At 74.0% G+C, this 14,113-nt stretch carries 5 protein-coding genes and 1 pseudogene; all 6 read left to right on the top strand.

Features of this window, described 5'->3' with window-relative positions:
* Positions 1-84: 84 nt before the first annotated feature.
* Positions 85-1,503, top strand: coding sequence for a HEAT repeat domain-containing protein (locus OG978_RS07620; protein ID WP_326764462.1), 1,419 nt, complete (start codon positions 85-87; stop codon positions 1,501-1,503).
* 147 nt (positions 1,504-1,650) lie between these two features.
* Positions 1,651-2,502, top strand: a pseudogene (locus tag OG978_RS07615) (glycosyltransferase); the annotation flags it as partial.
* Between the two features lie 303 nt (positions 2,503-2,805).
* On the top strand, positions 2,806-6,441 hold the full coding sequence (locus OG978_RS07610; protein WP_326769962.1) for a hydantoinase B/oxoprolinase family protein: 3,636 nt from the start codon (positions 2,806-2,808) through the stop codon (positions 6,439-6,441).
* 104 nt (positions 6,442-6,545) lie between these two features.
* Positions 6,546-8,072: a hypothetical protein gene (locus OG978_RS07605; RefSeq protein WP_326764461.1), complete on the top strand. Its 1,527-nt coding sequence runs from the start codon at positions 6,546-6,548 to the stop codon at positions 8,070-8,072.
* A 139-nt stretch (positions 8,073-8,211) separates the two neighbouring features.
* Entirely contained in the window at positions 8,212-9,141 is a 930-nt protein-coding gene (locus tag OG978_RS07600; RefSeq protein ID WP_326764460.1) for a hypothetical protein, read from the top strand.
* 60 nt (positions 9,142-9,201) lie between these two features.
* A complete protein-coding gene (locus tag OG978_RS07595) occupies positions 9,202-14,043 on the top strand; it encodes a hypothetical protein (protein ID WP_326764459.1) in 4,842 nt (1,613 codons plus the stop codon).
* Positions 14,044-14,113: the final 70 nt, after the last annotated feature.

Below are 14,113 nucleotides of genomic sequence, written 5' to 3'. Positions count from 1 at the left end.
TGTTGCTGCGCGGCGTAGTGCCCACCCGGCACTTGGAACTGCACAGTCCCGGTTGCGTCGACAGCTTGATGTGAGGCTTTTTCCATGTTTGATCCGTTCATAGCGCCGAGCGGCACCCTGCTCGGCCTGCTGCAGAGGGGCCGTGGCGACGGCACGCTCCACGCGCTCGCCGCACCACGCCCAGAGGCCCTGGCGGCTCTCAACCACTGCGTCCTGAGCGATCCGCGTCACGACTGGCAGGTGGAGAACCGCTCCCTCTACTACGCACGCCTGTATCTCGACCTCGACGGCGGCATCGAAGAGATCGAGCGGCACCTGTGCGATCCCGACGACCACCTCGACACCGACGACTCACGCACCGGGCTGGCCCTCGCCGTGCTCGGTCACCTCGCCTCGTACGGACGCGGCGACGCCCTGGCCCTGCTGCGGCGGTATGCCGCGACCGGCGCCAACTGGGCCTGGGCCCTCGACGAGCTCGCCCTGCGCGACGACGACGCGGGACTCCGCGCCCTCGCCGTACCCGTGCTCGGCCGGTTCCCGGCCACCGAGGAGGGCGCCGCCGAGCTGGCCGCCGCCGTACGGGACGCCTACGAACCCCGCCCCTGGCGGCTCTGGGCGGACGACCCGCGCGACGTGGTCGGCGCCAGGGTCAGAGCCGCCTCGGAACAGGGCTCGTTCGACCGCTGGCAGCGCCAGATGCGGCCCGGCGGCCCCCGTCCGGGCTGGAGCGTCCAGGCCGTCTTCGACTGGGCCGAGCAGGGACTCGAACGCGGCAGCACCCTCCATGTGCCGGCCGCCCGCTGCCTCACCGCCGTCGCGGGCCCCGAGGACCGGCCCACGATCGTCGAGGCCGCCCGCAGCGGCCCCGACGGCGCACGCTGTGCTGCTTTGCACTACCTGGCGGAGGCCAGGGACCCGGCCGTGCTCGACCTGATCGAGACCGCAGCGGTCAGCGCCTCGCGCACCGTCGCCGACGCGTCCGTCGCCGCCTTCGAGCGGATGTGCGGTGACGCGGCGGTGGACCGCGCCCGGCGCTGGGCCAGACGGCCCGACGCGCTCGGCGCCTCCGCGGCCGGTGTGCTCGCCTGCCGGGGCGGCGCCCAGGACGCCCCACTGGTCCTCGGCGCACTCCGCGAGGCCGTACGGGGCGAGGGACCGGACGCGCCACGCCTGTGGACCCTCGTCGACGGCGCGGGGCGGCTGGGCATCGTCTGCGCCGCTCCCGTACTGCGGCACGTCTACCGGGAGACGTCCTCATCCCATCTGCGCGGCCGGGCGGCCCGTGCACTGGCCGCCACCGATCCCTCCTTCGCCACCGGATTCGCCGTCGAGTGCCTGTGGGACTGCGAGGAGACCACCCGCGAGGTCGCCGCACTCCACGCGGAGACCGGAGACATCAGGGTCGCCGAGCGACTCCGCCGCCTCGCCGCCGACCCGGCCGAGGAGGCCGAGGTGCAGACGGCGGTACGCAGCCGGATCGGGCCCGACACCCCGGCGGCCTGACCGAGCGGTACAGCGACGCGCGTCGGGGGCGCGCGGCGTGAACGGGCGGGCGGCGCCACGCGCCCCGGCCCAAACGCTCACGGGACGTTCCCCGGGCGGAAAGATCCAAGTCGGCCCGGTCACGCCCGGCGTGGCGACAACACGGATATGCGTGTCGTCATCGTCACCGAATCCTTCCCGCCCGATGTCAACGGCGTGGCCCACTGCACCCTGCAGACGGCCCGGCATCTCGCCGACCGCGGCCATGAACCGCTCGTCATCGCCCCGGCCACGGCCGGCGCGACGACCACGTCCCGTCCGGACCCCTCCGACACCTTCGAAGCCGACGCCCCCTGCCCCGTGGTGCGCGTCCCCTCCCTCCCGCTGCCCGGCTATCCCCAGGTCCGGGTCGCGCTTCCGAGCCGGCGGCTGACCGCCGCCCTCACCGCCCACCGCGCCGAACTCGTCCATCTCGCCGGACCGTTCGTGCTCGGCGCACGGGGCATGGCAGCCGCCGCCAGACTCGGGCTGCCGGCCGTGGCCGTCTACCAGACCGATCTGGCCGGCTACGCGCGCACGTACCTCGGTACCGGCGAGAACACCGCCTGGCGCCGGATGTGCGCTGTGCACAGCGCCGCCGACCGCACCCTCGCCCCGTCCACCGCCGCCCTGCGCGACCTCACCGATCACGGCGTGCCCCGGGTGCGGCTGTGGCCACGAGGCGTCGACACCGCACGGTTCCGGCCCGCCCTGCGGGACGAGTCACTGCGCCGCCGGCTCGCGCCCGGCGGGGAGCGGATCGTCGGATACGTCGGGCGGCTCGCCCCGGAGAAGCACGTCGAACTCCTCACCGGGGCCTGCGCGATCCCCGGGGTCCGGGTCGTGGTCGTCGGGGACGGCCCCAGTGAGCCGGCGCTGCGGACCGCCCTGCCCGGCGCGGTCTTCCTCGGCCGCAGGACCGGCGACGACCTCGCCCGGGTCTTCGCCTCGCTGGACATGTTCGTGCACACAGGACCGTACGAGACGTTCTGCGGTGGCGGCATGAACGGCCGCGGACAGCGGATGGTCATCGTCCGGCTGGCGAACTTCATCACCCCGTCGTCCGGAGGGCTGCGCACCGCGCTGGCCGGCCCGCCGAAGCACCGATCTGCTGCCCCAACTGCTGTACCTGGCCGGAGCGGAGCTGCGGCACCAGGCGTGCGGCACCGGCGCACGCCTCGACCGACGGACCGAGGAGGCCCTGCGGAGCGCGCTGGCCACCGTACAAGCGCAGTGGGTCGCGCCGTCCGGGTCGTTGTCCGCACCACGGGGCAGTATGGAGGGATGACCGGACGCTGGGAGTTCTGGATCGACCGAGGCGGGACGTTCACCGATGTCGTGGGCCGGGATCCCGGCGGCCACCTGGTCACCCGCAAGCTGCTCTCCCACGACCCGGACCGCTACCGAGACGCAGCCGTGGCCGGAATCCGCGCGCTGCTCGGCCTCGGCCCCACCGACCCGGTCCCCGCCGACCGGGTCGCCGCCGTGCGGATCGGCACGACGGTCGCCACCAACGCCCTGCTGGAGCGGCGCGGCGAGCCGACCGTCCTGGTCATCACGGAAGGCTTCCGGGACGCCCTGCGCATCGCGTACCAGAACCGGCCGCGGCTCTTCGACCGCCGCATCCTGCTGCCCGAGGCCGTCTACGAGCGGGTGATCGAGGTCCCCGAGCGGATCGACGCCCGCGGCCGGGTCGTCACACCACTGGACCGGGACGCGGTCACCGAGCGGCTGAGGGCCGCCCGCGCCGACGGACTGCGCAGCGCGGCCGTCGTCCTGATGCACGGCTACCGCCACCCCGGCCACGAGAGCGCCGTGGCCGACGCGGCCCGCGAGGCGGGCTTCACACAGGTCAGCTGCTCGCACGAGGTGAGCCCCCTGATCAAGCTCGTACCGCGCGGCGACACCACCGTCGTCGACGCCTACCTCTCGCCGATCCTGCGCCGGTACGTCGAGGAGGTCGCCGCTGAACTCGACGGCATCCGGCTGATGTTCATGCAGTCCAACGGCGGGCTGCGTGAAGCCTCCCACTTCCGGGGCAAGGACGCGGTGCTCTCCGGCCCCGCCGGGGGCGTGGTCGGCATGGCCCGCACCTCCGAACAGGCCGGATTCGGCCGGGTCATCGGCTTCGACATGGGCGGAACGTCCACCGATGTGTCCCACTACGCGGGCGAGTTCGAGCGCGAACTCGGCACCCAGGTCGCCGGTGTGAGGATGCGCGCGCCGATGATGAGCATCCACACCGTCGCGGCCGGCGGCGGCTCCGTCCTGCACTTCGACGGCCGGCGCTACCGGGTCGGCCCCGACTCGGCGGGCGCGATCCCCGGCCCGGCCTGCTACCGCCGCGGCGGCCCACTGACCGTCACCGACGCCAACGTGATGCTGGGCCGGATCCAGCCCGCGCACTTCCCGGCCGTCTTCGGACCTGACGGCGACCTCCCGCTCGACGCGGACCTGGTCCGCGAACGCTTCGACGCGCTCGCCGAGGACGTGGCGCGCGCCACCGGAACCCGGCGCACGGCCGCTGAGACCGCCGCCGGGTTCCTGGAGATCGCCGTGCTCAACATGGCGAACGCGGTCAAGAAGATCTCCGTGCAGCGCGGGCACGACATCACCCGCTACGCCCTGACCGGCTTCGGCGGCGCCGGTGGTCAGCACGTCTGCGCCGTCGCCGACTCCCTGGGCATCGACACGGTCCTCGTACCGCCGCTGGCGGGCGTGCTGTCCGCGTACGGCATCGGCCTCGCCGACGCCACCGCGATGCGCGAACAGTCGGTGGAGGCGCAACTGAACGAGGCGACCCGGACCGCGGTGGGCGAACTCTGCGACGAACTGGCCGCCCGGACCCGCGCCGAACTGCGCGCCGACGCCGTCCCCGACAGCGCGATCAGCACCCGTGCCCGCGTGCTGCTCCGCTATGCCGGTACGGATTCGAGCCTGCCCGTCGGCCTGGACACCGCACCCGCCATGGCCGCGGCGTTCACCGCCGAGCACCGGGCGCGCTACGCGTTCACCATGGACAAACCCCTGGTCGTCGAGGCGGTCTCGGTCGAGGCGACCGGAACGGCCGGTCGGCACGAGCCACCCCCAGCCGACTCCACGCCCCGCGCGGGCACGAAGCCCCGACCGCGCGACACCGTGCGGATGTTCGCCGACGGCCGATGGCAGGACACCCCGCTCCACCGCCGCGAGGAACTCCGTCCCGCGGACACCGTGACCGGCCCCGCCGTGATCGCCGAGGCGGATGCCACCACCGTCGTCGACCCGGGCTGGCAGGCCGCTCTCGACGGCACCGGCCATCTGCTGCTCACCAGGGTCCGCCCGCGCCCGGACCGCACGGCCGTCGGCACCCGGGTCGACCCCGTCATGCTGGAGGTCTTCAACAACCTCTTCATGTCGATCGCCGAGCAGATGGGAGTGCGTCTGGAGAACACGGCCCACTCCGTCAACATCAAGGAGCGGCTCGACTTCTCCTGCGCGCTCTTCGACGCCGACGGCAATCTGATCGCCAACGCCCCGCACATTCCCGTCCACCTCGGCTCGATGGGGGAGTCCATCAAGGAGGTGCTGCGGCGCAACGGCGGCGCGATGCGTCCCGGCGATGCGTACGCCATCAACGATCCGTACCACGGGGGGACCCACCTGCCCGACGTCACCGTGGTGACGCCGGTGTTCGACGAGACCGACGGCGAGCGGCCGGAGCTGCGCTTCCTCGTGGCCTCACGCGGACACCACGCCGAGATCGGCGGCATCACCCCCGGCTCCATGCCCGCCTTCAGCCGCACCATCCACGAGGAAGGGGTGCTGTTCGACAACTGGCTGCTGGTACGCGACGGCAGGCTCCGCGAGGACGAGACGCGCGAGCTGCTCACCACCGCCCGGTACCCCTCCCGCGACCCGGAGGCCAACCTCGCCGACCTGCGCGCCCAGATCGCCGCCAACGAAAAGGGCATCGCCGAACTGCGCCGCATGGTCGAGCAGTTCGGGCCCGACGTCGTCGCCGCGTACATGGGGCACGTGCAGGACAACGCCGAGGAGTCCGTCCGCCGGATCATCGCCGAACTCCACGACGGTGCCTACCGCTACGAGACCGACAACGGCGCGGTCATCGAGGTGGCCCTCACCGTGGACCGGGCCGCCCGCACCGCGGTCGTCGACTTCACCGGCACCTCACCCCAGCAACCGGGCAACTTCAACGCGCCGAAGTCCGTGGTCATGGCGGCTGTGCTGTACGTCTTCCGGACCCTGGTCACCGACGACATCCCCCTCAACAGCGGCTGCCTCAAGCCCCTGGAGGTCCGGATCCCGGAAGGCTCCATGCTGGCCCCCGTCCACCCGGCGGCCACCGTCGCGGGAAACGTGGAGACGTCCCAGGCCGTCACCGGCGCCCTGTACGCGGCCCTCGGCATCCAGGCCGAGGGCTCGGGCACCATGAACAACCTCACCTTCGGCAACGAACGGGTCCAGTACTACGAGACCGTGGCGAGCGGCTCAGGCGCCGGCGACGGCTTCGACGGCGCCGACGCCGTGCAGACCCATATGACCAACTCCCGCCTCACCGACCCCGAGGTCCTCGAATGGCGCTACCCAGTCCTGCTGGAGAGCTTCCGGGTACGCGAGGGCAGCGGCGGCAGCGGGCGCTGGCACGGCGGCTGCGGCGTGGAGCGGCGGATCCGCTTCCTGGAACCCGTCACCGTGGCACTGCTCTCCGGCCACCGCCGGGTCAGGCCGTACGGCATGGCGGGCGGCGGACCCGGCGCACCGGGCGACCAGCTCATCGAGCACCCGGACGACCGGGCGGCCACACCACTGCGCGGCTGCGACACGGCCGAGCTGGAGCCGGGAGACGTATTCGTGCTCCGCACACCGGGCGGCGGGGGCTACGGAACCCCGGAACCGGACCGCGACGACCGTACGTGACCTACCGGCGAACGGCTGTGAGGCTGCCGTCGACCGGCCCCCGGCAAGGGGTCGCTTCTGCGCCGTTTCGACCGTTGTCAGTGTGAGGACCTAATCTGTGCAGCGTGACTTCGCCTGCCTACACGGACAACGCTGCGCCCCAGCTCAGCGCGGGACCGCGGCCCGCCCCGGGCCCGGCCGCCGACGAGGGGCTCTCGCGGCGGCTGCGCGCGCTCGCCTGCACGGCGCCGCTGCACGACCTCGATGTCCGCAAGGCGAATCTGGCCGGTGAGTACACGGTCTACGCGATGGCCGAGGTCGCCCTCGCCGCGATCGACCTCGTCACCCTCAACATGGACTTCGACACGGGTGCCGACCACGACCAGATAGTGGCCAGGCTGCTTCCCCGCGTCGCCGCTCAGGCCCCCCGCCGCCCCGTGGCCGAGCACGAACGGGTCGCGCGCTGGGTGCTGGAGAACCTCATCAACGTCGGCAGCGTGGACCGCGGATTCCGCGCGGTGTACGGCACTTTCGGCCCCGACGGGGTGTACGTCCGCCGGGACTACGACTTCAAGCTGATCGAAGAGGTCCCGGGATACGGCGGCACCGTCTACCTCCGGGCCACCGACGAAGCGGTCAACGTCCTGGTGGGCGCCCTCGACACGGACGTCACCAGCGCCCAGATCGCCGCCGAGGTGAAGCTGGAGGTCCTCATCAGCCGGGGCCGCCTCGCGGACGCGCAGCTCGCCGCCGAGCAGGCCCGCTACCGCACCGTGCAGTACGCGGAAACCCTCCGCAAGACGCTGGAGGCCACCCGGCGCAACGTCCGCGCCGTCGACTGGCTCAACGCGGTGCCCGACATGATCGCCGAAGCGCTGGATCACGTCGCCGACCGCTACCGCCACGAGAACGCGATCCTCACCAACATCCGCAAGGCGCGCGACGAGGCGGAGGAGCCCGAGCACAAACGCCGCGCCGCCGAGCTCGTCGACATCGTCAAGGACTGCATCCGCCGCCACACCCAGCTGCAGTCCCGCCTGCTGGAAGCCGGACCGCTGTTCCGCGCCGAACAGGACCGGCAGGCGTTCGCCACCCCCACGGCCCGCACCGGCCTCGACCTGTACGGCCAGCTGGTCGCCCCGCTGCTGCCGCTCCCCGTCGAGCAGGCGATCCGCGTCACCGACGCCTTCTTCGCCCACGGCACCGGACTGCGCACCCCCACCTCGGTACGGGTGGGCGACCTCGTCGACATGCTGCTCACCCCGCCCCTGGAGCGGGAACACCTGGGCGCCGAGATGCCCGAGCCCGATCTGATCGCCACCCCCGACGACAGCAGGTTCAGCGAGGAACAGCTCGCGAGCGCCATGGACCTCCTCGACCTGGAACACGATGCCCCGAGGCGGCTCTCCGGACTCCTCGCCGACGCCCGGCGCCGCGATCCCGAACTGCCCTACCTGGTCGCCCTGCTCGCGGTGCACGCCGCGAGCCCGCCGGTCGGCACCGCCTACCGGCAGGGAGAGCAGCGACTGCTGTTCTCCGTCGACGACGGCACACAGCTCGACGACCCGGAGTTCGGCGGCGCCGACCTGATCGTGGGCACCGCCCTGCTGGACGCGGCCGGAATGGCCGCGGACCGCACGGAGGCGTCATGACCGGCGCGGTGCGCCCGGCACGGCGGCCGGCACCCGCGCCACGGGCCCGGACCGGACCGCGCCGCCCGGGACGCACCCCGCGAGAGCCGGCGCCGTCCACCCCCGTACCGAAGAGTTTCCGCAGCAAGGAGCGACAGTCGTGAGCGACCACCGCGCACAGCACGCCGACGCGTGGGGCGAGCCGACCGCCGCGTACCCGACCGAGGGCAGTGGGCCCGCCGACCCGGTGGGCCCCGCCGCCGCTCCGGCCGTCACCCCGGCCGACGCGGCCGACGCCGCCCGGCTCGTCGCCTTCGGCCTGCAGCCCAAGCTGCTGCCCGCACGCGACGCCGAATACGCCGAACTGCTCCGCCGCTACCGGGAGGAGCCCGCCTTCGCCCGGCTCGCCGACGCCGTGGCGACCGGACTCGGCCTGGTCGTCCTGGAGGTGTCCACCCGTGCGGGCATGGCCGTGACCGCCGGTGAGGACTCGGTCTTCGCCGTCCGCATGGGCGACTACGCCCGCCGCGCCTCGTCCGACTCCGCCGACCGCTTCCTGCACGGGCTCGCACACCTCGCCGTCGCCGCGATGGCCTTCCCCCGCCCCGAGGACCTCGCCGACGACGCGTACATCGGCCGGATCACGGTCAACGGCGTCGACTCGTTCGTACGCCAGGCGTGCCACCGCCTGGAGGAGCGCGCCGAGGAGCACGGAGACAACACCGACCCGGCCACCGACGCCCCCGGACTCGAAGTGGCCTGGCGGATCTACGCCCGGCGCAGCTCCACCGGCGCCACGAAGGACGCCCGGCGCCTGGCCGGCTCCACCACCGGCATTGTCGGCAAGGCCGTCGCCTTCCTCACCGACTCCGGCTTCCTCCAGCGCACCGGGGACGACGCCGGCGGCGCCTTCCGCACCACCGCCCGCTACCAGCTCCAGGTCCGCGACATGGCCGGCACCGCCGCCATGGCCGAACTGCTGGAACTCGGCGTCGTCCCGGTCACCGACGGCACGGCGACGCTGCTGCCGCCGCCCGACCCCGACGACCTGGAGCTGGCCGCCGACGCAGGTCTGCCCTTCCACGCCTGACCGGCCCGCCCCACCACCGCCGTCTCCCTCCCGCTCCCTGAACGACGAGAGTCCGCCGCCATGTACGAGCTGTCCCGGGTCCGCCTCTACTCCATCGGGCCTGCCGGCGCACGCTACGCCGACACCGTGCTCGACCTGCGCGGAGTGGGCGAGCCCGTGCCCGACCCCGCACCGGCCCAGGCGGAGTTCTTCGAGGAGGAGCCGGTCGGCCCGCCCCGCCGCCCCGCCCCCGCCGGCGTGCTCTTCCTGGAGAACGGCGGCGGTAAGTCGGTGCTGCTGAAGCTGATCTTCTCGGTGATGCTGCCCGGCCACCGCAACACCCTCGGCGGCGCCAGCTCCGGCGTGCTGCGCAAGTTCCTGCTCGCCGACGACTGCGGGCATGTCGCCCTGGAGTGGCAGCACACCCTCACCGGCGAATGCGTGGTCGTCGGCAAGGTCAGCGAATGGCGTGGCCGACAGGTCTCCAACGACCCGCGGAAATTCGCCGAGGCCTGGTACTCCTTCCGGCCCGGACCCGGCCTCAGCCTGGACTCCCTGCCGGTCGCCGAGGCCACCTCCGTGCGCCGCCCCGTCGAAGGCGCTTCCGGCGCGCAGGGCAGACGGCGCACGATGAAGGGCTTCCGTGACGCCCTGACCGAGGCGGGCAAGTTCTACCAGCACCTCGATGTGCACTGGGAAGAGATCCACGACCGCTGGAACGAGCACCTCGGAGACCTCGGACTCGACCCCGAACTCTTCCGCTACCAGCGCGAGATGAACGCCGACGAGGGCGAGGCGGCAGGGCTCTTCGCGGTCAAGAAGGACTCCGACTTCACCGACCTGCTCCTCCGCGCCGTCACCGACACCCGCGACACCGACGGCCTCGCCGACCTGGTGAGCGGCTTCGGCAACAAGCTCGGCCGCCGCGCCGAACTGACCGCCGAGCGCGACTTCACCGCAGGCTCGGTCGACCTGCTCGGCCGGATCGTGGAGGCCGCCGACACCCGTTCCCGTACCCGGGACGTCCACGCGGGCGCAGAGCGCCGCACCCGTACGCTCGCCCGCAGGCTCTCCGCCCGCGCCAGGCAGGAACGAGGCCGGACCGCCGAGCTGGCCCAGCAGGTGACGGGCGCCGCGCACACCGTCACCACAGCCGAACAGGCCCGCAGCCGCAGCGCCCTGATCGCCGCCGAACTGGCCTACCGGCACGCCTCCTTGGCCCTGACCGCAGCGGAGAAGGGCGCCGCCGCCCAACGCCGCGAACTGGGCGACGCCCGCACCCTGCACTCCGCCTGGCAGGCCGCCGAGGCCGTACTGCGCCACCGCGCCGCCGCCGACCGCTCCGCACGGGTGGCCGTCGCCATCCGCGAGGCCGAGCGGGACGCCGCGCCCGCGCTCGCCGCCCGCGCCGAGGCAGCCGCCGAGCTCGTGCAGGCACTGCACACCGCCGCCGAGGCCGGCGAGACCCTCGCCAACGAGGAGGAGGAACGCTCCGACACCCTCCAGACCGCGGGCGAGACCGCCCACCGGGACGCCACCACCGCCGCCACCGAGGCCCAGCGTGCCCGCAGCGAGGCCGGACATCTGCGCCAGCGCCTCGCCGAGGTCGAGCAGGAGACCGCACAGGCGGTACGGGCCGGCTGGCTCGACGACACCGCGCCGGACGCCGACCCGGCGCGTGCCGCCCTCGCCGCCAGCGACGCCGAGCAGTCCGCCGTCGCCGCGTGGGACACCGCCAGGGAGGCCGCCCGCTCCGCGGCCGACGTGGCCAGGGAAGCCGCGGCCGCCGAGAGCCGCGCCGACCTCGCTGCGGCGCGCGCCGCCGACGCCGCACAGGCCGCGGAACAGTCGTACGAGGCCGAGCTCGGGGCCGCCGAGTCGATCGCCGCCGACCACCGCCTGGCCGACCTGCTGGGCCTGCCCGCCACCCACGGCCCCGGCGTGCCCCGCCCCCGCCGGGGCGCGGCCGGAACGGACCCGGACATGGACCCGGACGCCCCGCACGATGCGGACGGCACCGGGACCGACACCGGCCCGGCCACCACCGACCGACGGCCTGCCGCCGCGGAGGCGACCGGCCGGGCGGACGAGGCAGGGCAGCCCACCCGGGCGTCCCACGGCACGCACACCGTCACGGCCGAACAGGCCACCGCCCCCGAACAGCCGCTCACCGCCCAGGAACTCGACCGCAGCGCCGACGAACTGCGGGAGCTGCTCGACCAGTCCATCGCCTCCGCCGAGCGCCGCCTCTTCGAACTGCGCACCGCGGCCGCCGACGACTCCCGCATCCTCGGCGCGCTCGGCGACGGTGGACTGCTGCCGCCCGGGCCGGATGTCCTCGCCACCGTCGAGTACCTCGGCGAGCACGGCATCCCCGCCCTGCCCGGCTGGCGATACCTCGCCCAGGCCGTCGACCCCGCCGACCACGCGGCCGTCCTCGCCGCCCGTCCCGAACTCGTCGACGGCGTCGTCATCACCGACCCCGACTCGCACGCCCGCGCCCGCGACGTCCTCAGCGGCGCCGCTCTGCTGCCGCGCTCCGCGGTCGCAGTCGGCACCGCCGCCGCGCTGCTCGCCCCCGTCCCGGCCGCCGGCACGGGCTCCGCGGCGAGCGCGGAAGGGGTGTTCCTCGTCCCGCCGAACCCGGCGATGCACGACGAACACGCGGCCGACGAGGAGCGGCAGGCCCTCAGGACCAGGGCCGCGGCCCGTGACGAGGACATCCGTACCCTCGCGGCCCGCCTCACCGCCGACCGTTCCCTCGCCGCCCGCATCGGCTCCTGGCGGGCCGACTGCCCGCCCGGAATGCTCGCCGAACTCGCCGAGGCCGCCCGCACCGCCCGCACGGCCGCTCAGACCGCCGAGGCCGAGCTCGCCGAGGCCCGTACGGTGCGCGCCGAGGCGGACGAGGCCGCCGCGGACACCGCCCGCGTCCGCGAGGAGCGCCAGGAGGCCGCCCAGCGTGCCCGCCGCGCCGCCGACGCCCTGGCGGGCCTCGCGTACCGGCTCCGCGAACGCGCGGGCTGGCAGGCGAAACTCCGCGAACTCGTCGACGAGGCAGCCGAGTCCGAAGCCCGTGCCACCGTCTGCCTGGAGCGGGCCCGCGCCGCCGACGAGGACCGCAGGGCCGCCCAGCGCGCCGCCGACGACGCCCGCCGTACCGCCCGCGCCCTGCGCGCCGAACGAGCGGAGATCGCAGGCGCCCCCGAGCACCTCCCGGAGCCGGCGGACGACAACCCGCGCCCCGCACTCCCCTCGCTGCGCGAGGCGTACCGGGCCGCGTCCCAGCTGTACGAGAAGGTCGGCGTCGGCGCCGATCTGCGCGCCGAACAGGCCCGCGCGGAGAGCGACGAGAGCGCCGCCCTCGCCGAACTGGACCGGCTCACCAACAAGGTCCGCACCCGCGCCGCCCAGCTCCTCGAAGGCACCGACGGCGCGGACGGCCCCTCCCGGCAGGCGGCCGCCGCCCGCGCCGAGTCCCTGGTCCAGCTCCTGGAGACCAGGGCCTCCACGGCGAGCGAGCAGCTGGGCCGGCTCCGCGGCGAGGCCGAGCGCCTGGCCCCGGCCGACGGCGAGTCCCACCACACCGAACTCCCCGACGAGCTGGTCCCCGCCGACGCCGACCGGGCCCAGACCCTCCTGCGCACCGCCACGGCCGAACTGGCCGCCGCCACCGCGACCCTGGACACCACCCGCGCCGCCCACGCCGAGCTGCTGCACGCCCACCGCACCGCCGAGGACTCGGCAGGCGGCTTCGACGAGACGGCGGCACTCCTGCGCGACCTGCTCAGGGACCACGGCGCGGACGACGACACCGAGGCCCCCGAGCCGTACCCGGGCAGTCTCGAAGAGGCCCGGCAGTCCGCCGCCGAGGCCCGCCGCTCACTGCGCGGCTGCGCCGCCGACCTGTCCGCCGCCGAGAGCGCCGTACGGGAAGCGAGCGACGTCCTCGTACGGCACGCCAACTCCACGCGTTACGAACAGGTCCGAACCCCGGCCCGTCAGCAGATCCGCGAGCTGCCGGCCGCGGCGCTGCCCGAGCACGCCGAGAAATGGGCCGCCGCCTTCGCGCCCCGGCTCCGTGTACTCACCGACGAGCTGGCCCAGCTGGAGCGCAACCGTGACTCCATCGTCGACCGGCTCCGCGGCCTCGTGGAGTCCGCGCTCACCACCCTCAGGTCCGCCCAGCGGCTCTCCCGGCTCCCCGAAGGGCTGGGGGAGTGGTCCGGCCAGGAGTTCCTCCGGATCCGCTTCGAGGAACCCGACCAGGCGACCCTCACGGAGCGTCTCGGCGAGGTCGTCGACGAGGCGACCCGTGCCGCACTGAAGAAGAACTCCGATATGCGCAGGGACGGAATGTCCCTGCTGCTGCGCGGTGTGCAGGCGGCGCTGGAGCCCAGGGGCATCGCCGTGGAGATCCTCAAACCGGACGCGGTGCTCCGCGCCGAGCGCGTCCCGGTCGGACAGATGGGCGACGTCTTCTCCGGCGGTCAGCTGCTCACCGCGGCCATCGCCCTGTACTGCACGATGGCCGCGCTGCGCAGCAACGACCGGGGCCGTGACCGGCACCAGCACCGGCACGCGGGCACACTCTTCCTGGACAACCCCATCGGCCGCGCCAACGCCACCTATCTGCTGGAGCTCCAGCGCGCGGTGTCGGACGCCCTGGGCGTGCAACTGCTCTACACGACCGGATTGTTCGACACCACGGCGCTCGCCGAATTTCCGTTGGTCATCCGGTTGCGCAACGACGCGGATCTGCGTGCCGGGCTGAAATACATCAGCGTGGAGGAGCACCTGCGTCCCGGGCTGCCGCAGCAGGATCCGAACGGCGAGACGGTGCACGGCGAGATCACCGCCACCCGCATGTTCAAGCGCGCCACGACACCCCCCGGCACCGCTCAGGTTCCCGCCGACGAGTAAGGACGGGCAGGGGCGAGCAGGCACGGGCAGGGACACGCAGGGACCGGAACGGACGGGAACCGACGAGAAG

The organism is Streptomyces sp. NBC_01591, from assembly GCF_035918155.1.
Lineage (GTDB): Bacteria > Actinomycetota > Actinomycetes > Streptomycetales > Streptomycetaceae > Streptomyces.
This window is presented reverse-complemented; position numbering and strand designations above follow the sequence as displayed.